This window comes from Zhengella sedimenti, from assembly GCF_046506625.1.
Taxonomy (GTDB): domain Bacteria; phylum Pseudomonadota; class Alphaproteobacteria; order Rhizobiales; family Rhizobiaceae; genus Zhengella; species Zhengella sedimenti.
Map to the genome: position 1 here is coordinate 78,301 of NZ_JBKFFP010000005.1, position 22,684 is coordinate 100,984.

The 22,684-nt window shown below is 61.8% G+C and carries 20 protein-coding genes and 1 tRNA gene; 8 read left to right on the forward strand and 13 right to left on the reverse strand.

Features of this window, described 5'->3' with window-relative positions; translation table 11 throughout:
- The first annotated feature begins 75 nt into the window (after positions 1 to 75).
- Genes ACLB6G_RS14330 through ACLB6G_RS14355 form a run of 6 tightly spaced genes read left to right on the forward strand, consistent with a single transcriptional unit; the run spans position 76 to position 4,791 of the window.
- A complete protein-coding gene (locus tag ACLB6G_RS14330; RefSeq protein ID WP_410356881.1) occupies positions 76 to 660 on the forward strand; it encodes a TRAP transporter small permease subunit in 585 nt (194 codons plus the stop codon).
- Positions 657 to 2,072: a TRAP transporter large permease gene (locus ACLB6G_RS14335; RefSeq protein ID WP_410356882.1), complete on the forward strand. Its 1,416-nt coding sequence runs from the start codon at positions 657 to 659 to the stop codon at positions 2,070 to 2,072. The genes ACLB6G_RS14330 and ACLB6G_RS14335 overlap by 4 nt, the downstream gene beginning before the upstream one ends.
- Positions 2,065 to 3,411 (forward strand): amidase, encoded by a 1,347-nt coding sequence (locus tag ACLB6G_RS14340; protein WP_410356883.1) that lies wholly within the window; start codon positions 2,065 to 2,067, stop codon positions 3,409 to 3,411. The genes ACLB6G_RS14335 and ACLB6G_RS14340 overlap by 8 nt, the downstream gene beginning before the upstream one ends.
- A 17-nt stretch (positions 3,412 to 3,428) precedes the next feature.
- Complete coding sequence (locus tag ACLB6G_RS14345) at positions 3,429 to 3,590, forward strand: hypothetical protein (RefSeq protein WP_410356884.1); 162 nt, start codon at positions 3,429 to 3,431, stop codon at positions 3,588 to 3,590.
- Between the two features lie 4 nt (positions 3,591 to 3,594).
- The gene (locus tag ACLB6G_RS14350; protein ID WP_410356885.1) at positions 3,595 to 4,554 is read left to right on the forward strand and encodes a 2-hydroxyacid dehydrogenase; all 960 of its coding nucleotides are present in this window, start codon (positions 3,595 to 3,597) and stop codon (positions 4,552 to 4,554) included.
- Positions 4,555 to 4,566: 12 nt separating this feature from the next.
- A complete protein-coding gene (locus tag ACLB6G_RS14355) occupies positions 4,567 to 4,791 on the forward strand; it encodes a hypothetical protein (protein WP_410356886.1) in 225 nt (74 codons plus the stop codon).
- A gap of 755 nt (positions 4,792 to 5,546) precedes the next feature.
- Here ACLB6G_RS14355 and ACLB6G_RS14360 read toward each other — a convergent pair.
- The 13 genes from ACLB6G_RS14360 to ACLB6G_RS14420 form a co-directional block, all read right to left on the reverse strand.
- Entirely contained in the window at positions 5,547 to 6,299 is a 753-nt protein-coding gene (locus ACLB6G_RS14360) for a hypothetical protein (protein ID WP_458543558.1), read from the reverse strand.
- A gap of 227 nt (positions 6,300 to 6,526) precedes the next feature.
- Positions 6,527 to 7,261, reverse strand: coding sequence for an IS21-like element helper ATPase IstB (gene istB, locus ACLB6G_RS14365; RefSeq protein WP_410356887.1), 735 nt, complete (start codon positions 7,259 to 7,261; stop codon positions 6,527 to 6,529).
- The gene (istA, locus tag ACLB6G_RS14370) at positions 7,261 to 8,760 is read right to left on the reverse strand and encodes an IS21 family transposase (RefSeq protein WP_410356888.1); all 1,500 of its coding nucleotides are present in this window, start codon (positions 8,758 to 8,760) and stop codon (positions 7,261 to 7,263) included. The genes istB and istA overlap by 1 nt, the downstream gene beginning before the upstream one ends.
- Before the next feature lie 170 nt (positions 8,761 to 8,930).
- Entirely contained in the window at positions 8,931 to 9,380 is a 450-nt protein-coding gene (rnhA, locus tag ACLB6G_RS14375) for a ribonuclease HI (protein WP_410356889.1), read from the reverse strand.
- A gap of 312 nt (positions 9,381 to 9,692) precedes the next feature.
- The gene (locus ACLB6G_RS14380) at positions 9,693 to 10,253 is read right to left on the reverse strand and encodes a recombinase family protein (protein WP_410356890.1); all 561 of its coding nucleotides are present in this window, start codon (positions 10,251 to 10,253) and stop codon (positions 9,693 to 9,695) included.
- Between the two features lie 259 nt (positions 10,254 to 10,512).
- A complete protein-coding gene (locus ACLB6G_RS14385; RefSeq protein WP_410356891.1) occupies positions 10,513 to 11,442 on the reverse strand; it encodes a restriction endonuclease in 930 nt (309 codons plus the stop codon).
- On the reverse strand, positions 11,439 to 12,323 hold the full coding sequence (locus tag ACLB6G_RS14390; RefSeq protein WP_410356892.1) for a GIY-YIG nuclease family protein: 885 nt from the start codon (positions 12,321 to 12,323) through the stop codon (positions 11,439 to 11,441). The genes ACLB6G_RS14385 and ACLB6G_RS14390 overlap by 4 nt, the downstream gene beginning before the upstream one ends.
- Positions 12,324 to 12,362: 39 nt before the next feature.
- Entirely contained in the window at positions 12,363 to 12,611 is a 249-nt protein-coding gene (locus ACLB6G_RS14395) for a winged helix-turn-helix domain-containing protein (RefSeq protein ID WP_410356893.1), read from the reverse strand.
- Positions 12,611 to 14,032 carry a restriction endonuclease subunit S gene (locus ACLB6G_RS14400; protein ID WP_410356894.1) on the reverse strand — a complete coding sequence of 474 codons (1,422 nt, stop codon included), beginning with the start codon at positions 14,030 to 14,032 and terminating at the stop codon, positions 12,611 to 12,613. Before ACLB6G_RS14400 ends, ACLB6G_RS14395 begins: the two co-directional genes overlap by 1 nt.
- Positions 14,029 to 15,480, reverse strand: coding sequence for a class I SAM-dependent DNA methyltransferase (locus ACLB6G_RS14405; protein WP_410356895.1), 1,452 nt, complete (start codon positions 15,478 to 15,480; stop codon positions 14,029 to 14,031). Before ACLB6G_RS14405 ends, ACLB6G_RS14400 begins: the two co-directional genes overlap by 4 nt.
- Before the next feature lie 63 nt (positions 15,481 to 15,543).
- Positions 15,544 to 18,957 (reverse strand): type I restriction-modification system endonuclease, encoded by a 3,414-nt coding sequence (gene hsdR, locus ACLB6G_RS14410; RefSeq protein ID WP_410356896.1) that lies wholly within the window; start codon positions 18,955 to 18,957, stop codon positions 15,544 to 15,546.
- Positions 18,958 to 19,026: 69 nt separating this feature from the next.
- Positions 19,027 to 20,724 carry a DUF6538 domain-containing protein gene (locus ACLB6G_RS14415; protein WP_410356897.1) on the reverse strand — a complete coding sequence of 566 codons (1,698 nt, stop codon included), beginning with the start codon at positions 20,722 to 20,724 and terminating at the stop codon, positions 19,027 to 19,029.
- Between the two features lie 84 nt (positions 20,725 to 20,808).
- Positions 20,809 to 20,883: transfer RNA gene (locus ACLB6G_RS14420), tRNA-Thr, on the reverse strand.
- Positions 20,884 to 21,026: 143 nt separating this feature from the next.
- Here ACLB6G_RS14420 and ACLB6G_RS14425 point away from each other — a divergent pair.
- Positions 21,027 to 21,215, forward strand: a complete 189-nt coding sequence (locus ACLB6G_RS14425) for a hypothetical protein (RefSeq protein WP_410356898.1) — start codon at positions 21,027 to 21,029, stop codon at positions 21,213 to 21,215.
- A 136-nt stretch (positions 21,216 to 21,351) separates the two neighbouring features.
- Positions 21,352 to 22,644, forward strand: coding sequence for a UDP-N-acetylglucosamine 1-carboxyvinyltransferase (gene murA / locus ACLB6G_RS14430; protein ID WP_410356899.1), 1,293 nt, complete (start codon positions 21,352 to 21,354; stop codon positions 22,642 to 22,644).
- Positions 22,645 to 22,684 lie beyond the last annotated feature (40 nt).

Consider the following 22,684-nt stretch of genomic DNA (forward strand, 5'->3'; position numbering starts at 1 on the left):
GGCTTGTCGACCTGACATCAACTGTCCCGGCACGGGCATGATCGTGCCGGGGCATCACGTTCGGGGAGGGGCAACGTGCTGTCATTCATCAAATTTGCCGACTCGCTGTCAGCCTGGTTCGGCAAGGCTTTCGCCTGGCTGATCATCCTCATGTCGGTGGGAACCGGCTATGAGGTCTTCGTCCGTTACGTCCTCAACAAGCCGACCGCATGGGCGCTCGACGTGTCGTTCATCATGTACGGCACCATGTTCATGATGGCAGGGGCCTACACCTTGTCCCAGGGCGGGCATGTGCGCGGTGACTTTCTCTACCGCCTCTGGCAGCCCAGGACCCAGGCCAAGGTCGATCTCGTCCTCTATTTCCTCTTCTTTTTCCCCGGCGTTCTGGCGCTGATCATCGCGGGCTGGAAATATGCCGCCCGGTCCTGGCAGTTCGGCGAGGTATCGGTGAACAGCCCCGCCGGCATTCCGATCTACCAGTTCAAGACCGTGATCGTCGCAGCCGGGATCCTCCTCTTCATCCAGGGAATTGCGCAAGTCATGCGCTGCATCCGCTGCATCCAGACCAATGCATGGGAAAATGCGGATGAAGACGTCATGGAGACCGAAGACTTGTTGTTGAAGCAGGCCACCATGGCCGAGAAGGATGCGCATCCATGACCGACCCTCAAGTCGCCTTGATGATGTTGGGGCTGTTCATCCTGTTCGTTTTCCTGGGATTCCCGATCGCCTTCACACTGATGGCGATGGGCATCGGCTTCGGCTATTACGCCTATTTTGACGCAGGCCGGATGTGGCGTTCCTTCAACCGGCTCGACGAGGCTGCCTCGACCTGGGACCAATGGTCCACCTGGCTGGAAGGCTTCATCAACAACCGCGTCTTCGACCTGTTCGTGAACCAGACCTTCACGGTCATGTCGAACGAGGTGCTGACGGCAGTTCCCCTCTTCCTGTTCATGGGCTACATCGTCGAGCGCGCCAACATCGTCAACAGGCTGTTCTCGACGCTGAACATCGCGGCGAAGAACGTGCCGGGATCCATGGGCGTCGCAGCCCTCGTCACCTGTGCGCTTTTCGCAACCGCCACCGGTATCGTGGGCGCTGTCGTTACCCTGATGGGGCTGCTGGCACTGCCTGCCATGCTCAAGGCGCGCTACAATCCTTCCTTTGCCTCCGGCATCATCTGTGCCGGCGGCACGCTTGGCATCCTCATCCCGCCGTCGATCATGCTGATCGTCTATGCGGCAGCTTCGGGCGTCTCGATCGTCCGCCTCTATGCCGGCGCGCTGCTGCCGGGCCTGACCCTCGTGGGCCTCTATCTCATCTATGTCGTCGGCCGCTCGATCCTGCAGCCCTCGGTGGCGCCTCGCCCGACCAAGGACGAGGTGCCCGATGTACCGGCCGGCCAGCTGATCCTGATGTTGATTACCAGCTTCCTGCCCCTGGCCTTCCTGATCCTCGCGGTTCTGGGTTCCATCCTTTTCGGCCTTGCGACACCGACGGAAGCCGCCTCCATCGGCGCGTTGGGCGGCATGCTGCTGGCCGTGGCCTACCGGGCCATGACATGGAACCGGCTGCGTGAATCGGTCTACCTTACAGTGCGCACGACGGCGATGGTCTGCTGGCTCTTCGTCGGTTCCTACACCTTCTCGGCGGTGTTCTCCTATCTCGGTGGCGAGCACGTCATCTCGGAATTCGTGCAGGGGCTAGACCTCGAGCCGTGGCAATTCCTGATCCTGGCCCAGCTGATCATCTTTGCCCTTGGCTGGCCGCTCGAATGGTCGGAGATCATCATCATCTTCGTGCCGATCTTCCTGCCGCTCCTGCAGTTCTTCAACATCGATCCCCTGTTCTTCGGGATCCTTGTCGCGCTGAACCTGCAGACGAGTTTCCTGACGCCACCCATGGCCATGTCGGCCTATTACCTGAAGGGCATCGCACCACCCGAGGTGAAACTGACGCAGATCTTCGCCGGCGTGATGCCGTTCCTTTTCTGCGTCATCATTTCCATGGTGATGATGTATGTCTTCCCGGATATCGTCTTCTACCTGCCGGAACTGTTCTATGGCTGATACCGGTGGCGCAGGGGCTCACCAGGGCGGCACGCTCGCCCTGCGGGACCGGCTCGCGTCGGGAGCCCTGCGGGCCGAGGAACTCCTGGATACCTGCCTCAAGCGCATCAAGGCGCGTGAGGACGAGGTAAGGGCCTGGGCCTGGATCGATGCTGATTTCGCCCGCGATCAGGCACGGCGCCTGGATGCCTACCGTCTGTCCGGCAGGCCGCTCGGCCCGCTGCACGGCATGCCGGTCGGTATCAAGGACATCATCGACACTGCCCGCATCCCGACCGAAAACGGCTGTGCACTCGATGCCGGGCGCGTGCCGGCGAAGGATGCCGCCCTGGTCGAACGGTTGAAGCAGGCCGGTGCGCTGATCCTTGGCAAGACGGTGACCACCGAACTCGCCTTCATGCACCCTTCCGGGACCCGCAACCCCCACGATACCGGCCACACCCCCGGCGGCTCGTCGTCCGGTTCGGCGGCAGCCGTGGCCGATCAGATGGTGCCGCTTGCGATCGGTACCCAGACCGCCGGCTCGGTGATCCGGCCCGCTTCCTTTTGCGGCGTGACGGGTTTCAAGCCGACCTTTGGCGCCATCCCGCGGCGCGGCGTGCTGGCCCAGGCCCCGTCGCTCGACACGGTTGGCGTCTTCGCCGCCGACCCGCTTGGCGCTGCGCTGCTTGCCGACGCGCTGTTCGGCCATGATGCGGCCGACAAGGCGACCAGCCTTGCTCCCGCGCCGAGGCTTGTCGAAACCGCCGCCTCGAAGCCGCCGCTCCCGCCGGTTTTCGCCTTCCTGCGCATGCCCGGCTGGGACCAGGCGCATGCGGACGTGAAGGATGCCTTCGGTGAACTCGCCGGCGCGCTCGGGGATCAGGTCTTCGAAGTGGAACTGCCCGGAATTTTCGCCGGTGCGGCCAGTCAGTCGCAGATCATCCAGCTTGCCGAGCTGGCGCGTTGCTATCACCGTTACGAGAGGGATGGCGCGGACCAACTGGGGCCGGAAACCCGCGAAGCGCTGGAAAAGGGCAAGGCGATCCCGGCACGCGATTACCTGGCGGCCCTCGATTGGCGCGACGTGCTTTATTCAGGGCTCGAAGAGGTTTTCGAGCGTTGCGATGCCATCCTCTGTCCTGCCGCGCCCGGACCGGCGCCAGAGGGCCTGTCCTCCACCGGAACCCCGGTATTCAACAGCCTGTTCACCATGGTTGGCACACCGGCAGTGACCGTGCCGCTGCTCACCGCTTCCAACGGTCTGCCGATCGGGGTTCAACTCGCCGGTCCGCGCGGTGGCGATGGCCGGTTGCTGCGGACTGCTCAATGGCTGTACACATGGGCTGACCAGGCATGATGATGAGGGTCTCGAAGATGAACCATATGCTTGCCTTCGCTGCGTTCGCCGTACTCGCAGGTTTCCTCGGCATTCTGGCTTTCGAGGCCTTCAGCCCCGACCTGATGCTCGTAATCGCGCTGACCATTGCCTTGGCCGGTTATGATTTCTTCACGACGATCCGCAACCGGACCCATTGACGCCATGGCGAAGCCGGTTGTCTGGATCCCGCGGCGCCTGTCGACGGCGACGCTAGAACGCGCGGCGCGCGACTACGAGGTGATCCTGAAACCGCAAGATGAACCCGGAACAGCGGAAGAGATCATTGCCATGTCGGCAAGTGCCGACGCGATGATCCCGTGTCATTCGGAGCATTTTTCAGCCGATGTGGTTGCCCGGCTTTCAACGCGCCTGAAGATCGTCGCCAATCATTCCGTCGGGGTCGACCATTGTGACCTGACGGCATTGCGCGCCAGGGGGATAGCGGTCACCAACACGCCGGGCGTCCTCGCCGATGCGACCGCCGAACTCGCCTTCATGCTGATGCTGGCTGCGGCCAGAAAGGGCGTCGAAGGCGATGCGATGGTCCGCACCGGGGCATGGGATTCCTGGTCGCCAGCACTGCTTGTCGGCAAGCAGGTTACCGGAGCACGGCTCGGGATCGTCGGAATGGGCGGGGTAGGCCGCTCGCTGGCGCGCAAGGCGCGCGGCTTCGACATGGAAATCCACTACCACAATCGCACCCGGCTCGCCCCTGAAGAGGAGGCCGGTGCCCGGTTTCACGAAACCCTCGGCAGCCTGCTCGCCGTCTCTGATTTCCTTTCATTGCATTGTCCTGCAACACCGGAAACCATCGGCCTGATGAGTGCGGAGCGTTTTGCGCAGATGCCGGCGGGCAGCGTGTTCGTCAACGCTGCCCGCGGATCGCTGGTTGATGAAGACGCCTTGCTGGCCTCGATACGCTCCGGCCATCTGGCGGCTGCCGGGCTGGATTGCTTCCTCACCGAACCGGGCGGCAATCCTCGTTTTGCAGACCACCCCAACATCGTGATGATGCCGCATGTGGGTAGCGCGACCGTGCGCACCCGTGATGCCATGGGCAGTCTGGCGCTCGACAATCTCGACGCCTTCTTTGGCGGGCAGACGCCACCCAATCTTTTGTGATGAAAGAAGAGCATGCTTTGGCTCGGGTTGCTTGATCTGCCCTGCGCCACGTTCCTCGAAACGCTCCGGTGCTTCAAGTTGAACCTCGGCGAGTGTCTTGGGGAGAAGCGGACGGGGAATGTCTGGCGCCAGTCGTCGAGCAATCATGTCATGCGCGGCATGACCTATGAGAGCTTCAGCTTCCTCATGCTCGACATTTCCGGCGATCAGAAGGCGAAGTCTGTTGGCATGAATTGATCTGGAATACGCAATCTCCCGTGCAAACTCGTTCGCCATGGGGACAGCGCGTTCCTTGTCGTCGGGTTCGAGCTCGGGTCGACAATGGTCCTTTGTTGCCGTGGACAGTGTCGGTTTGGTTGTCTCGAGCTTCGCACGCTTCATCAGGCTCGGCTTCCCGACGGTTATGCAGCGCCAGCGCACGGCGTTCCGCTTCGCGCTTTTGGACGCCGATGTTTTCTCGGTACTCGAACCTGCCTGTGATCGGGCGAAGCTCCGCAGGAAGTCCCCTCCGGGCTTCGAACTGCTCGCGCTTGCTGTTCCAGAGTGCCAAAATCCGCACGACCGATCTCCGTTTTTGGAACGCCGTTGGAACAGATTCCGGAGCGGAGCACCTTGAATCACAAGGAGAATATTGTTTTTCAATGGGATATGATGGTGCTGCCGGAGAGATTTGAATTCTCCAAAGCGCATCCAAAAAGTGTTCGAATTCAATGCATTAGTACGACTGATCCGGCTTGGAACGTAACAGGTCACTGTATCACATTCAACCTGAGCAGACCAAAATTTGTGGGATCAGGGAAAGCTCCATCCACGGCAGCGCGGGCAGGGGCTGGTGCCCCGCCGTCTGAGAACGGCGAGGCGCTGGTTTGAACGGGTGAGGCTGCCTGGATCGGGCGGTTGCCTGTGCATTTTGCACAGCCTAGGGGATGCACACCCAGGCCGCTTGTGGCGTCCGAAGCCATTCAAGATGGCTCAGCGGATTCCGCTGGCGTTCAGTAGTAAGCATTTGGATCATCCCATCCGGGGCGCTCCCTGAGACCGGGTACGTATTTCGCGAGGGCAGGATCAGTCTCGCACCTTTCAATCATCTCCATGATCACCTGCGGCGTGTTCCTGCCGAGGAACTTGGTGAGTCCCCGGGCCATGATTTCGTGATGCTGCGCCCGTTGTGTGCCGAGTGATCTCGCCAGCCGGTCTGCTATTTCCTGTGCTCGTTCTTCCAATTCTTCTTCTCCAAAGGGCTGAAAGGGTTTTCCTGGTTCCTGTCGGGCAAGCGCTTCCTGGGCGGCTCGCCATGTCGTGATCTCGTCAGCGTCTTCGCCGAGGCTGTTCGCAGTTCGCCGCATGGCTGCGACCGTTCCCTGCGAAACGCTGGCTGACCTGACGATATCGCGGCGGCTGAAGAGCCACGGCGGTTGTCGCTGGGGGTCCCTGAGGACAACCAGCCGCCAAGCGAAGTTGACCCGTTGCTCAAGTGTCAGGGGGAGCGTCACGCAGCTGTTCGCCGATCCGGATCGCAGGAGGGCATCCTGGACGGTCCCCCCGAAGAACTCGACGGGAATCTCCTCGCGACCTTCCATCTGGTAGGCCTCCAACCGGTGATGCCCGTCGATGACCACAACATGGTCGTCCACAGGCAACACGAGAATTGGCGTGAGATCGTCCAGGTTCCTCAAGGCGGAACGCAGGTCGCCGACGTGTTTTTCCGACACTGCCTCCATGCGAGGCTGGAAGACCGTTGGCATGGTTCGCACCTTGTCCAGCGGCAGTGCCCGAAGATCGGTGTCAGCGAGACATGCGTTATCCCGTTGCTCTTGAAGCATTGCCAGCGTTGTCAATCGGCATTGTATCGGGACCCCCGATCGGCGTCCAAAAGGGACCCCTTTAAAGGGCACGGCGGTGAGCGCCCGACCGGGTGGAGCTGGTCGGGGTTGCGCAGCCCGGTCGGGCGCGCCTGATTGGCGTTTCGACTTTAGCTCTGAGAGCGGTTCTTGAAGCGCCAGCTATCGTTGCCGGTCTCGACGATATCGCAATGATGCGTCAGGCGGTCGAGCAGCGCGGTGGTCATCTTTGCATCGCCGAAGACGGTCGGCCATTCACCGAAGGCAAGGTTGGTGGTGACGATCACCGATGTCTGCTCGTAGAGCCGGCTGACGAGATGGAACAGCAACTGGCCGCCGGACTGGGCGAAGGGCAGATAGCCGAGTTCGTCGAGGATGACGAAGTCGAGGCGGCACAGCCTGTCATTCAATCGCCCCTGGCGACCGGCCCGGGCTTCGGCTTCGAGCTGGTTGACCAGATCGACGACATTGAAGAAGCGGCCGCGTGCACCGTCGCGGATGCAGGCGCGGGCGATGGCGACGGCGAGATGGGTCTTGCCGGTTCCGGTGCCGCCGACGAAGACGGCGTTGCGCTGATGGGTCAGGAAGTTGCCGCCGGCAAGGTCACGCACCAGGGTCTCGTTGATCGGCGTGCCGTCGAAGGCGAAGTCCTCGACCTCCTTGGCCAATGGCAGCTTGGCGATCGTCATCTGGTATTTGATCGAGCGCGCCTTCTTCTCCGATATCTCCGCATTCAGGAGATCGGCGATGATGCGCTGCGGCTCGTGCTGGCGCTTCACGGCGGTCCTGATGATCTCGTCATAGGCCGCCTTCATGCCGAAGAGCTTGAGCGTTCCCATTGCGGCGAGAATCTCGCTGCGATCCATCACACGGCCCTCCTCAGGCTGTCGTAGCGGCCGCAATCGGCCTTCGGTTCGTGGCGCAGCTTCAGGGCATCTGGCGTGGCCATGGTGAGCGGCCGCGCGATGTCGCGCCGGCGTGCAAGAATGTTGAGGATGACATCGGCCGAACATGCGCCTTCGCCAAGCGCTTCCGTGCAGGCGGCTTCGACCGCCGGGATGCCGTCGCTCAACACGGCCGACAGGATACCCACCATCTGCCGGTCGCCGTCATCGAGCCGCGAGAGCCTGCGGCGCACCCGTTCCAGGCTGGCCGGAAGAACCCAGTCCTTGAACGGCGCGCCGTTGCGCAGCGCGCCGGGCTTGCGGGCCAGAACCGGCACGTAATGCCAGGGGTCGTAGATCGTCTTGCCGCGGCCGAAGGCGCGGCGGTGTTCGCCGACGGTTCGACCATCCTGGCGGATCACGATCCTGTCGGCATAGGCGTGGATCTCCACCGGCCTGCCGAGCGCGCTGGCCATGACGGAGTATTTGTTGGTGTCGAAGCGCACCAGGCAGGTCTTCGACACCGAGGCCGGCACGGCATGGAATCCATCGAAGCGGCCGGCATAGGGCACCAGGCTCGCCCGCTCCGCCTCGAAGGCCTCCCAGACCGTCTGGTCAGGCCGCTCGGAATGGCGATACGCCTTGGCAAAGGCGATGCACTGATCCAGCAGCCAGGCGTTCAGTTCCTCGTAGTTCCTGAAGCGCAGCCGCGGCGTGAAGAAGCGCCGGCGCACCAGCCCGACCTGGTTCTCGACCTGGCCCTTCTCCCAGCCCGACGCCGGCGTGCAGGCGACCGGCTCGACCAGATAGTGGCTGCACATTTGCAGGAAGCGGCGATTGTATTGCCGGTCCTTGCCGACGAACACCGCATCCACAGCCGTCTTCATGTTGTCGTAGATGCCGCGCGTGCAGGTTCCCTTGAAGAAGGCAAACGCCCGGTCATGGGCATCGAACACCATCTCCTGCGTCTCGCGCGGATAGGCCCGCACGAACAGCATGCGGCTGTGGCACAGCCGGACATGGGCGACCTTCACCGTCGTCGTCACGCCGCCCAGCAGGATGATCTCGTGGCTCCAGTCGAACTGGTAGGCTTCACCCGGCGCGAAGCTCAGCGGGACATAGGCTGCCGGCAGCGAGGGACCACGTTCGGTCTTCCAGCGCTTCGCATAGCGCCGCACCGCGTCATAGCTGCCTTCGTAGCCCTGACCGCGCAGCGCCTCGAATATCCGCACCAGCGTCAGGCGCTCACGCGCAGGCTTGTCCTCGTTCGTTGCCAGCAGTTGGTCGAGTTCCCCCGTCCACGCTCCCAGCTTCGGGCGGGGCTGGCGATCGCGCTCGTAGCGAAACTCCGTCGCTTGCGAACGCACCACCTTGCGAACCACTTTGCGCGAGACCTTCAGCTCCCGGCAAATCGCCTTGATCGGCTTCTTCTGAATGAAATAGGCGCGACGTATCTTCCCAATCGTCTCCACAACCAGCATCCCAAATGAGGCTCTCCGTTAATCTCGAGAGCCTTTGTGAACCCCATTGTTTACGGGGCCCCTTTTGGACGCCGGTCACCCCGAAAACGGGGTCCTTATTCCACGCCGATCAACAAGCGTTTCCGGCGTCAGGGCCTCTCGCCTGACAGGCGTTGATCGAAAGAGGTTTCTCATCTGCATTGCTCCAGTTGGCGGGCTTGCTTCCATGCTTCTTCTTTGGCGAGCCTGTCCGCCATTTCGTTGAAGTGGTTGCCGGAATGGGCGCGAGTCCATGTCCAGGTGATCTCGTGTCTTTCCATCTCGACGATGAGTTGACGCCAGAGGTCAGTGTTCTTGACGTTGATGAAACCGCGTTCGCGCCATTCATCCAGGCGGTCTCGCGCACTCAGCACGAGATACTCGCTGTCCGAAATGATCTCGACCTGCGAGGGGCGTGAAAGCGCCCTCAGTGCTTCGACGGCCGCCGTCAGTTCCATGCGATTGTTGGTGGTCGCCGGAGCACCGCCAGAGAGAAGCTTGGGCGCTTTTCTGCCGGTCAGGACTGCGGCCCAGCCGCCAGGTCCGGGGTTGCCGATGCATGAGCCGTCGGTATGGATCGTGATGGGGGATGATGAGCTCATGGACTGAACTCCTCCTTGTTTGATTGTGATCGGAAGTTGGAAGGTGGGCGGAGACAAGCGGGCTCCGGACCGGCCGGAATGATCCGGCCAATCGGCCTGTCGGAGACGAGTGCTGGTTTCCGCCAGATGGCGAAGACGGGACAGGGGCCGAGGCCGTTTCGTCCGTGTCTTCAGTATGAGCCGGTTTCAAACCGCGCGGGCGTCGCCGTCTCTACCGTATGGGCGGGTTTTGGCCAGGGGCGAAGGAGCCGCTGGTACCGTATATGAGGACAAAATGCCGTTCGCTTGCCTTGGCGTTGTCGTCCGCCTTGGTCAGTCGGCGGTTCCGCTGGTGGCCTTGTGGGCGAGACCCTTGGATATCCCGAAGTGATCCGCAATCCGCTGGACTGACCACCCGTCTTCCATGCGCAGACGCCTTGCCTCGGCTTGCTGGTCGTCGGTCAGGCGCGGCTTGCGACCGAACTTGATGCCCTTGGCCTTTGCCTTGGCGATGCCGTCCATCTGCCGTTCCTTGCGGATGTCGGCTTCGAACTGGGCAAAAACCGCGAGCATCCCGAGGAAGGCCCTGCCAGCAGCGTCCCCGGTGTCGATGTTCTGGTCCAGCACCTTCAGCGTCACGCCCTTGCCTTCGAGTTGGCGAACGAGCGAGAGGAGGTGTTCAGCCGAACGCGCCAGACGGTCGATGCGGGAGATGACCAACGTGTCGCCCTTGCGGACATAGCGCAGACATTCGGCCAGCTTGGGGCGCTCCGTGTCCAGGCCGGAACGCTTCTCGGAGAAAACCTCCTCGCACCCTGCGGCTTCGAGCTTGTCCAGCTGCACCTCAAGGGACTGGCCGACCGACGAGACCCGGGCGTAACCGACGCGTGCCATGTGTTCACCTCATCCTTAGACATTACTGACCGTTCATTGTTGAACGGAAAATGACCGGCCTGTCAAGCCGATCATCAGTCGGTCACGAATGTATACCTTGATGAACAGATCAGGTGGTGCGGCAGGAGCGCAATGGCCGCGCGTATAGGAGCAAGGCACCGCGAGCCCCCCCCCACGGGGGGAACAGGCAAAAGCGAAGGTAACGAATTGCCCACACAGATTTTTCGGGAAAAACCGCGCGGTTCTCCGGTGGGACCGTTCAGTCCTCCGAGAAGAAGTCCTCATCCAACCGCTGGACCTGAATCGTCCGATGTGGCCTTGTGCCGACCCCATGCTCAATCATCAGGTCAGCGAGGCGGAAACCGTCGATCAGGATGACACGCTGCTGTAGGTTCTTCGCGTATTCAATCGCCCCGTCCGAAAATCGGGAGGCGGTCACGAAGACGCCCTTGGTTGCCCCCAGGCCCACAAGGCTGCCGACGAATTTCTGGATGTCCGGTCGGCTCACGCTGTTCTCTTCGGCATAGCGCTTGGCCTGGACATAGATGCGGTCGAGCCCGAGGCGGTCCTCATTGATGACGCCGTCAACGCCACCGTCGCCAGAGCGCCCAAGTTGCTCGGCTGCATTCCGGTGCGAGCCGCCATAGCCCATGGAGACCAGCAGGTCGACGATGAGTTTCTCGAAGAAGGCAGGGGAGTTCTCGCGTATGCGGTCAAGCAGGTCGGCCCGAAGCGCGGCGTGAAGTGCGGCATAGGCTTCCTCGATGCGCTCTTCCGGTGTGGCCTCGCGGGACGCGGCTTCTGCAAGACGCTCGTCTCCGGATGCCGCCGCATCGTCTCCCGCCTTGGTGCTTCGCGAATAGAACTCGCGGAACGCCTCGATTTCCAGCAGGCGCTCCGTGTCGATCCTCTCCGGATTGGTGGCCAGCAGCGCCCTGCCAGCCGCCGAGGCGGTGAAGCGTCCCCGGGCAGGCGACTCGATCAGCCCAGCCTTGGTCATGTAGAACTTCGCCCAGTGGATGCGATTGTGCAGCAGCCGCTGACGGCCACTCGGCAGCATTTCCTCGCGTTCCTCAAGCGTCAGCCCGAGATCATCGGCGATCCGTTCGGCCACCTCGGGCACCCGCTGCTCGCCCAGGGCGGCATGGCGCAGGACTGGCAGCATCAGCGTCTGATAATCGGGGATCAAGTTGCTCTCCTTGCAGGACGCCCCATAATCTCGACCATGGCAGACATAATGGCCGTTTCAGTCGGTCCGGCAATGATCTCACGATTGCTTTGCAGCCGGTTGCTTTCGAACCGCTTCAGCAGTTCCTGTTCGACCTGCCGCGCTTCATCTTCGGAACCGGTTGGCTGTTTCATGGCAAGTCTCCAACTGAGTCCTGTTACCTCTCCTGCCATGGGCGTCTGGTAAGCGTTGCAGCGCTGCTCGGGTTCATTCGAGTATCCGAGTTTCAAGGCAAGAAGCCGCTTGGCCCTGTCTTCCAGCGCGAGGGCATAGACATACCAGATCGCATGATCGCCAAACCGCCCGCTGAATTCGCCCTCATGCTTCGGAGCAAGCTTGCTGTCCTTCTGCGCAACAAGTCCGCGCCCGAGAAAGGTTGTGGGTTTGGCAAGTTGAACAGGCCGTCGTTTCAGGGCCAAAAGGGCTTGGCCGGTTTCTCCATCGATTTCGGCAACAGTGTTTCGAGCCGTGAGATGGTGTGTGCGTGTCAGTCGCCCGACGATATCCGAGAAGATGTTATTAGGATCGGTGATCTCCCAGACGGCAATAGGATGCATAGCGACGGGGAACTCGACGACTGCCCGCTCCTTCAGAATGCTGTCGGCAATCTGGTTGGCGTAATCCCGAGTGTTCACTTCAAGATCGGAAACCTGATAGAGGCCAAGCACCCGGCCCCGGTCTTCGGGTGCCGTAGGCTCTTGCTTCGTTCCGACGGTGAAAACGAAATCGCCCTCGGTCAGCGCTCTTCGCGCCTGTGTCCGGGCCGCCTTGGAACCGAACGTGAGCGGCCAGCAGGGATTGCCGGGATGACCCCAGACATAGGTAAAGAAAATCCTTGCCATCTTCCCCTCCCGCAAATCCGTCCGGCACACCCTCGCGTCTCAGGTCAGCGCCCAGACGCCGCGTCGGCTGCCGTCGATGACGCCCGACCTGCGAAGAGCCCATCGCGCGAAGCGTATTTCCTTCTCGTACAGCGGTTCGCCGTCCGGCGTGGAACCGTTCAAGTCGGCTGCCGGAACAGGGCGGTTGGCCTTGATCCACGCATAGACCTGTTTCGGCGTGGCCGTTCCAAGGTCCTTCAAGGCGTCAATCACCCATTGGCAATATTGATCCCGGCTTGCCGCAGCCATCACGCCTTCTCCTTCTTTCCCCGCCCCCGCCCCCGCTTCGCCTTCGGTGCAGCCGCGCGTTCGGCCTTGATCCGCTCAAGGAGGACGCTGGCGGGTTCGTCATCCGGGTCCTGGGGCACCAGTTCGCCTCGAAATGCCTTTGCTAGAATGGCCTCGTCCAGCCTGTCCGTCAGCTCCAGCGCCCGTTTCGCCTCCGCTGCCAGCCGGTCGATCTTCCCGAAGGCGCTCTCGATGCGGCGGACGATTTGTTGAGCTTCATCGAATGATGGTACAGGAATTTGCATCGCCGAAAGTTTGGACTTGCTGATGGACGCAAGGTTTGTCGTCTGTTTTCCCTGATCGAAGAAGTGGCGCTGCCCGAACGCATTTGCAAAATAGGAGACAAAGCGAGGCGGGAGGACTTCGTTTTGAAGGCGTACGCGGAATACGTGGTTCTGGTGGATACACCGGTCGATTTGGCCTTCCCAGACCCATCCACGGCCGAGCTTATCGCGGTCGCCCCCCTCGTTCATGAGAATATCGCCGGGATGAAGGAACAGCTTCTCGGCTTCTTTCTCGGTTACACCAACCGTTTTGATCTCATCGAGAGCTAACCAGCCACGTTGGACATTTGCGACCCGAAGATATGGCAGTTCGATCAAGTCAACGTCTGCTTTACGCTTCTTGCCGAGCGCGAGGCCTGACTGGATTTCTGATATTGAACCGAGTTCTTCGATCTTCCAGGCAGCTGGAAGCTGACCGCTTCTCACATAGACGGCGAAGTCATCTGGACATGGTTTCCACTTCGATTGCGCCGTCAACTCCCCGCTGAACGCCTTGCTTAGCACGGCCTGTTTGTAGCGCTTGACGAGGGTGTCGATGCGGTCGAGTTCGCCACGTGCCCGGGTGGACCGGGCGCTCAAGGCATCCAGCTTGGTGACAATGCGCTTCTGTTCGGCCAGGGGAGGGAGGGGGAAAGGAGCCTTTTGCAGCTTTGAGCCGGAGAGTTCGAGAAAAGTTGTCCCGCTGGCCATAGTTTCCAGGAATGGTTTTGACCATTTCAGATATAGCCGTGTGTACTCGGCAGAAATGCCGCCATACAGCGTGAGACTTTTGAAACCTTGGTTGGTGGCTATTGGGTTGGATGCGATTGCGCAGTAGCCTATCGGTGCGCGTGAGGTGAACAGAACCGCACCAGTAGGGAGCAGCTTCGCAGATGATTTCGCGTATCCCTGATCAGAGAGATTTCGCTTTCCGCGTGAAATATACGCCCCTTCATAACCGGTAAGGTCAGCTGGCGTTATCCAGGGTATGCCGCCATCATCGACAAAGTTTTCCGAGTTTCTTACAGAAGGGGTGCCCCCTCCAGTAACGTCTGCAATGTCACTGACCGTTACCCAATTCCATTCTTGGGGCACGGACCAACGTGGAGACGCGCTCATTCCGCCGCCTCCGGTTCACTCTCCTCCAGTTCCGCGCTGAGCGCCTCGATTTCCACCATGGCCGCCTGAAGGTGGCCGAGGATCGCCGCGGCGATATCTTCCGGCTCGGTCAGTCCCTCTTCGGCCTCGTCCTCCGCCTCGCGCAGCCAGGAAATGTCCAGGTTGTCGCCCCGCGCCTCGATCTCCTCGCGCGTGAAGCAGCGCCAGCGGCCCTGCTCGCCCTCGTCCGGGCCGCGCTCATGGCCGAGCGGATGGGTGCCGTAGGCCTTCTCGAACGCCTCGAAATGCGCATTCGTCAGCTGGTTCGTCTTGCCGAACTTCGGCATCTGGGCGCGGAGGTCATAGACCCAGACCTCGCTCGTGTTCGCGGTCTCGCCCTTGCCGCGCGTCAGGAAGATGACGTTTGTCTTCACCCCTTGCGCATAGAAGATGCCGGTCGGCAGCCGCAGGATGGTGTGCAGGTCGCACCAGTCCATCATCATCTGGCGCAGCGCCTTGCCGCGCCCGTCCTCGAACAGCACATTGTCCGGCACCACGATGGCCGCCCGTCCGCCGGGCTTCAGCGCCCGGATGCAGTGCTCCACGAAGGGCAACTGGTAGGAAGAGACCGTCGCCGTGACCGACAGGTCGTCGCGCGTCGGTGCCCCCCCGGCCGGGCCGAAGGGCGGATTGGTGAGGATCAGGTCGGCCTTGCCCAGGCCCTTGCCCTTGTCCGACAGCGTGTCGCCGAGGTCGACATGGTCGCTGTCCAGATTGTGCAGGTAGAGGTTCATCAGCAGCAGGCGGAGCGTGCCCGGCACGTTTTCCATGCCGTGGAAGGCCTGGTGCTTCTGGAAGGCCTGTTCCTTCTCGCCAAGCGCGAAATAGTCGTCCGTCCGTTCCCGCATGTAGCGGTCGGCGGCGATCAGGAAGCCGCCCGTGCCCGCCGCCGGGTCCTGGATGATCTCGCCGGGCCTGGGCTGCATCAGCCGCACCAGCACCTCGATCAGCACACGCGGCGTGAAATATTGCCCGGCGCCGCGCTTGGTTTCCTCGGCGTTCTTCTGCAGCAGCCCTTCATACAGGTCGCCGAACTGGTCGCGCTCCTCGGAAAACCAGTCGAGCTCGTCAATGGCGGTGATCAGCGTCGTCAGGTTCTGCGGCTCGCGCACGAAGGTGGACGCGTTGTCGAAGATCGCCTGGACCATGCGCGGCAGTCCGCTTTCCGGGTCGCCCAGCTTCGTCAGCGCCTCGCGGTAGAGCCGCAGCTTCTGCAACGGTTCGGCCTTGACCAGCGCCGCCCAACGATAGGCCTCGGGAATGTTGCCGTCCTCGCGGCCCCGCTCCGCCATCATCTTCAGGAACAGCAGATAGGTCAGCTCCGTGACATATTGCTGGTAGGTGATCCCGTCCTTGCGCAGGACGGCGCACAGACGCCAGAGCTTCTGGACGATGGCATTCGCGTTCATGGGCGTTTCAGTTCCTGATCCGGTGCTTCTGTCGTGGTTGTAACCTGATTCCGCCGGGAATGCTCATGCCGCCGGTGATCCCCAGATGGCTTCGTTGAACTGCTTGAGAACCGTTTCGAGTTCGCCGTCGAAGTCCTGCGAGATGCGCTTGAACCCGCCCTTGTCGGCAAAGGACCCCTGATCAAGCAGCGACGGGTCCGCCACCGGCTTGTCCTTCAGCGCCCGGCCGATCCGCCGCAGCCATTCCTTCTGTTTTTTCGTCCAGTCGCGCGAGGCCTCGATCCGGTCAATCGCCGCGTCCACCCGGGTGGCATAGGGCACCAGCGGATCGCCAAGCGCCGCCTGGCGGACGAAGCCGATGATGTGTGCCGCGATGTCGGCATTCCGCGCCTTGCCATAGGCCGCTCGGAGCATGGATTCCGAATAGTTCTTCTCATCGAGGAGCCCGGCGAGTTCGGAAAGCTCCTTGCGGGTCAGTTCGCGCGGCTTGCTGGTGACCGCGATCAGCGCCGGGACCGTGTTCATATTCTCCCGGACGAAGCGCTCGAAGCTCTCGATGTAATCCTCCGGCGTGGTGTTCTTGCCGAAGATTTCCTCGATGCGCAGCAGTTCGTCCTCATGCTTGGAGATGACAACGCCGTCGCCGCGCCCGTTGGTTTGCACCGGCTTGCGTTCGAGCAGTTCGACGGAGCGCGGATGCGCCTTGAGCCAGTCTTCCAGTTCCGCGCCGGACTTTGCCGCCAGCGACTGGATCGCCGCTTCCGGCGTCTGGCCGGTATGCCGTTCGAAGCTCTCCCGGGTCTCCTCGTCCATTCGGTTCGAAAGGCCGCGCATCCGTACGACGACCTGCCCGGCGACCCAGTCCTTGTCTTCCGCGTCCTGCGCCTGGAACAGGTCCGCGACCAGCTGTCCAAGCGAGACGTTGGGCTTCACGACGACAGGCCGCATGTCCGACATCTCCTGCAGCTCTGCATAGAGGTCCACGGCGTCGAAGATGCGGAAGAACTGCTTGCCGATCTCGGGGCACAGCCGGGTCGCCCGTCCGATCATCTGGTCATAGAGAATGCGGCTCCTGATGCGGCGCAGGAACACCAGGTTGCAGATCGACGGCACATCGACGCCCGTGGTCAGCAGGTCCACCGTCACCACGTACTTGGGATAGGTGTCATTCTTGAACTTCAGAATCCATTCCTGGCTGTTGTCGACGTTGCCGGTGATCTTCATCACCATGTTGTGGGGGATCGCATCCTTGCCGTATTCGTCCTGGAGCTCCTGCGTCAGGAGGCGCACGACATCGTCGGCATGGGTATCGCGAGCCGCGAAGATCAGCGTCTTGCCGGGGCTGTCCGGCGGGATTTCCTGCGCAATCGCCCGGCAGACGACCTGGTTGAAGGCCTCGGAATAGACGCGCTTGTTGAAGGTTGCCAGATCGTAGTCGAGGTCCACGTCGTCGGGCAGGGAGAAGAGATCGATCTGGCCCGTCTTGCGGTCGACGATCTCGACTTCCTCGCCGCCCTCGAAATGGATTCCCGCCTCTGCCAGCGCCGTGGTGATCCGTTTCGGCGGCAGGTGGTCATTGAGATAGCCTTCGACAACCGCCTGCCGGTAGCCGTAGTGAAACACGGGGTGGCCGAAGATTTCGCGCGTGTGAAGGGCAGGGGTCGCCGTCAGCGCGATCTTGACGGCATCGAAGTAGTCGAGAATCTGCCGGTAGGCCGACTGGTAGTCCTCCAGGTTTCGAAAGCCGCTCTCGCTTTCGCGCAGTTCCGCGTCCAGCGTGTAGCCCCGGTGGGCTTCGTCCACGATGATGCAGTCATAGGTCCCGGGTGTGGGCCGCTTGCCGACATCGGGCTCGTTGAGGATCCGCGCGATCAGGGATTGGACCGTTGCCACCTGCACCTGGTCTTCCGGCTCCGGCATCTTCTTGTCCAAACCGGCGACCTTGTAAATCTGGGCGAAGTTGAGGAGCCCTTCGAGTTCCGTGGTCTCAAGTGCGTCTTCCGTCTGCTTGCCCAGCGCCTTGCGGTCGACCAGGAAGAGGATGCGTTTGAAGCGCTTGTGCTTGAGCAGCCGGTACATCAGCGCGATGCTGGTCCGCGTCTTGCCGGTCCCGGTTGCCATCGAGATCAGCACGTCCCGCTGCCCGGCCTCGATTGCCTTCTCGATGGCCTCGATGGCGTCTTCCTGGTATGGGCGCAGCTTGCCCTTGCCGAAGCTCTCCTCCGCCAATCCTTGCGCTGCCGCGTCGACATCGGTGTCCAGCTTGTCCAGCAGGTCTTTGGGCGCAAACCATTGCGGCAATGCCACCGCATGATTGGTCGACCGCCGGACATCCCGGTACCAGATTCCGGACTTGGTCTGCCACTGCCGGACAAAGGGCCGCCCATTGGTAGCGAACACGAAAGGAACCCGGAAAGGGTCGTCCAGCCCGTGCTTCCAAGGCCCGTATGGGTATGCTTCCTCACTGGTCAATCTTATGGACTGCGCATAGCGTTCGGCCTGGATCAGCGTCGAGGGGACATCGACCGCTTCCCGCTTGGCCTCAACCACACCGACACAGGTCAGTCCGACGAACAGCGCATAATCGACGGGGCCGGTTTTCGTCGGCCATTCGGCGATGGCGAGATTGCGACCGGCTTCCGGCCGGACCCCTTTGGAGTATCGGAACTCACTGGTGTCCGCCTCCCAGCCCATGTCCATCAACTGGACATCGATGAGCAGCCGGGTGTCGGCCTCGTCCAGTTCCAGGCGGCTGGCGGCTTCCTTGGCTGCCTGCTTGAACTCCAGTTTGAGTTGGTCAGGTTCGGACTCGGCCTGTTTCTGCAGGTCTGCAAGTTTCCTGGCTAGTTCGGCCTGGTTGGCCTCCATCTCAAGCGCCGACTGTTCCCAGACAGCGCTTTCCTCGACCGACTGCCTGGCAAGTTCCTCCGCCGCTTCTCGGGCTTTGGCCTGTTCTTCCGCTGAGGCTTGCGCGGCGGCGAGCTCCGTTTCCCGCTCAAGGACCTTCTTGCGCAGTTGCTCCAGTTCCGCTCGTGTGGCGTCGTCGGCTTGCCCGGTGTCCCTTGGAGGAACGAATGGGCCTGGCTTGAACTTGGCGTCACGCCCGTATGTCCTGCGGTACCAGATGCCGAGGGTCCGGCAGAACTTCAGCGCCGAAAGTGCTTCCGCTGGGGTCCCTGTGAAATTGTGCGTTGCCTCATTTCCCTTTTTGCGTACGGCGTGGAAAACGTCAGCGACTTCGCGCGGGAGAACCTGTTCGGCAGACAACCGCCGAAGGAGATCATTTGTGCTTTCTTGTTTTGCGGGGTCATAGCTTCCGGAAAGCGCCGCGATTTCCTTGACCATGTATTCGGCGAATTGCCTGCTCTTGATGAGCGACGTATTCGCGTCTTCTGCGAAAAAGCGTTCAGCCAGCACACCAAGGCGGTGCAACTCGCTGCTGAGTGGTTCCAGATGATCGAAATTGGTTGAACTCATGTCGCCGTCATTCCGCAAATCATCGCACTGCAATTGCTACGGCATGAGACGCGGTCGCACAACCTGCCGCTATGTGGATCGCAGGTGGGATAAATCCAAATTCCCGTACTCCAGCTTTTCCATTTCCTCCGCCAAGCGCTTCAGGCTGAAACCGCTGCCGTATCGTGCGGCCATGCCATGCTCGGCATGTCCCTGAAGGGCGTTCATTATATCCGAAGAGATGCCGCTGTCCCTGCAGGCATCCTCGAAGCAGTGGCGGAAGCTGTGAAACGAGTTTTTCGAGTGCTTGATACCGGCTGTTTCGAGCAGTCGGCGGAACTGGCGAGAATAAGGCGAAGAGTAGTAGCCGTCGGAGCCCTTCCGCATCTCGGGAAACAGGCGCTCCTGTTTTCGCTTGCGGCACCTTTCGACGAAATCGCCAAACCCGAGGTCTTCGAGTGCCTTGTGTACGGGGATCATCCGGTGCGACCCGGCCGTCTTCAGGCGTTGATCTTCACCCTCGTCCGTCAGCTCGAACCGCAAAATCCCGTCCTGCGAGGCAATGTCCTCCATGCGCAACTGGATGATCTCCCCGGCTCTTGCACCTGTGAAGAGAGCAATCAGGGGAACCCAGTATAGGCCGCTGTCTCGCGGGATGACATTGCCCGGCGTTCTCCACGCCTGCGCCGACCGGCAACCCGTATACAGGGGTGTCCGGAAGATCGCCTCCAGTTCCGCAATGGTGAACGGATGCCGCTCGTCCCGTGCCCGGCTGTTCCTGGCTAGCTTCATACCGTCAAACGGGTTGCTGCTGATGTCATCGTAATTGACTTTTGCCCAGTTCCAGAAGGCCGCCACGAAGCCGATGATCTTGTTGATGTTGGAAACAGACATAGGCGGGAGGCCAAGTTCCTTCGACTTCTTCGCAGCCTCGTCGAACCGCAGGTCTCGCAGTTCCGGATTGTTCGTCCAGTTCGCCGGGAGGGCCATCAGGGCATCTTTGAACTCCCGCGCGTCTGCTTTGCGATAAGTCTCAATCGGCCTGTCTCCGCACACGATCAGAAAGCGGTCCGTCCAGATGCGGTGATCATCGGCGGTCTTGGAGACCCATGAGGTTCTCCGCTTCTCGGATATCCATTCCGCAAGTGCGACCGAAAGCAACGGCGTGTCACATGAAGAAACTTCCATGGCGGACGGGATCAAGGGTGTCTCGATGACTTCACCGGCATTGCGCCGCCGCTTTGCCTTGGCAGCCTGTATGGTCGCAGCTTGCAACGCGCGAATGACCTTTGGCCAACTTGGTGACTCTGGCGAGAGCGTCAGGTTGACGTTGCTCCACGAGAGAACTTCCGCTGCTTCATCGGGGAAAAAGATACCGCGCTCCCCTCGCGCGTATTCATATCGGTTGATCGCATCGAGGTCTTCGACGTCTTGCTCGTACGCGTCGAATGGCCGATCTTCGAACCCATCGAGCCGCAAGTCTTCATCTTCGTCCAGAAGGTGAGCGTAGTAGACCTGCCGAATATGCTCCAGCTGCGATTCAGACAGTTCGGCGATGGAGGGCTTGGCTGGCTCAAGCAGGCTCCGCCTGTGCATATCGAACAGTCGGTCAACCCGTGCCGCCTCGATCCGTACACGGCGAACCGCTTCACGAAAGTCCTTCGTCCTCAGCGACGAGACCTCTTCGGTCTTGGGATAGGTTTCCTTGATGTCCGCCGGTATAGCGGCCCGGTGATAGAACGTCGCACCACGGCGAAACAGGCGGGGGTGATTTGGCATCGCTTCCATGGCTCCACTGTAACAGTCGAATGGAGCAGCCGGAAGGATTTCGCCTTCGAAACCAACAGTTTGTTTGAATTCAACGCTTTGGAATGGTGCTGCCGGAGAGATTTGAACTCTCGACCTCTCCCTTACCAAGGGAGTGCTCTACCCCTGAGCTACGGCAGCGCTCTTGGATGCGGCGGACTTCTGCCACAGAGACGGCGGCTGCGCAAGCACTGCCGGCGGAGTTTTTTCGCCTTCGGGCTTGCCATGAAAACGGCGGCGGGCCATGTGCATTGCGGAACCGCTTGGAACGGAAAAACGGCGTCATGGCGATTGATAGGGAAAAGGTGCCGGGAGACCCGGCCGAGGAACGCAGGCGGCGCCTGGCGGAGGAATTGCGCGCCAACCTGCAGCGGCGCAAGGCGCAGGCCCGCGCGCGCCGGTCCGGAGAGTCCGACGGACGGCCGGAAGGCTTGCCGGCAGCCGCTCGCCCGGCTGCGGAAGGCGACGGCTGAGACCCCTATCGCCTCTGGTCCGGCGCGCCGTCGCCAGGCCTTGCTTCACCATTTCCTTGAACCCCATGTATCGATGGTCTAGAGCATCCGCTCGACCGGGTCTCCCGGCATCCACCCATTGCAACGGCGGGAGCGCATGGACAGGATACGCATCAAGGGCGGCAATGAACTGCGCGGGGTGATTCCCATCTCCGGCGCCAAGAACGCGGCCCTGCCGCTGATGATCGCCTCGCTTCTGACAGACGGCACCCTGACGCTGGAGAACGTTCCGCACCTGGCCGATGTGGAGCAGTTGACCCGCATATTGGGCAATCATGGCGTCGACTACATGGTCAACGGCCGCCGGGAGCGTCAGGGCGAGGGCTATTCTCGCACCATCCATTTCACCGCCCGAAACATCGTCGACACCACCGCGCCCTATGAACTCGTCTCGAAGATGCGCGCAAGCTTCTGGGTCATCGGCCCGCTTCTGGCCCGCATGCACGAGGCCAACGTCTCGCTTCCGGGCGGCTGCGCCATCGGCACCCGCCCCGTCGACCTGTTCATTGACGGACTGGCGGCGCTGGGTGCCGACATCAACATCGAAAACGGTTATGTCCAGGCCCGGGCGAAGGGTGGATTGCGCGGCAACCGCTACACCTTTCCCAAGGTCTCCGTCGGCGCCACCCATGTGATGCTGATGGCCGCGAGCCTGGCCCGCGGCGAGACGCTGATCGAGAACGCGGCCTGCGAGCCCGAGATCGTCAACCTGGCCGAATGCCTCAATGCGATGGGGGCGCGCATCGAGGGGGCGGGAACGCCGACCGTGCGCATCGATGGCGTCGACAGCCTTTCCGGCGCCCAGGTCTCCGTCATTCCCGACCGCATCGAGACCGGCACCTATGCCATGGCCGTGGCCATGACCGGCGGCGATGTCCTGCTCGAGGATGCGCGTGCCGACCTCCTGCAGACCGCACTCGACAGGGTCCGCGCCACAGGCGCCACCGTGGAGCAGGCCAAAGGCGGGATCCGCGTCGCGCGCGCCGCCGGGGATGTCATCCGTCCGGTGGATGTGACGACGGAGGTCTATCCGGGCTTCCCCACCGACCTGCAGGCCCAGTTCATGGGGCTGATGACGCGGGCCGGCGGTGTCTCGCACATCACCGAGACGATCTTCGAGAACCGCTTCATGCATGTGCAGGAACTGGCCCGCCTTGGCGCGCGGATCACGCTGTCCGGCCAGATCGCCCGTGTCGAAGGCGTTCCGCGTCTCAAGGGTGCGCCGGTCATGGCGACCGACCTGCGCGCCTCGTCCGCCCTGGTCATTGCCGGGCTGGCGGCGGAAGGCGTCACCGAGGTCAACCGTGTCTACCACCTCGATCGCGGGTTCGAGCGGCTGGAGGAAAAGCTCTCGCGCTGCGGCGCCGAGATCGAGCGTGTCTCGGGCTGATACCTTCTTGGCGGTTGCGCAAGGCGCGCGCCGGGCCTAA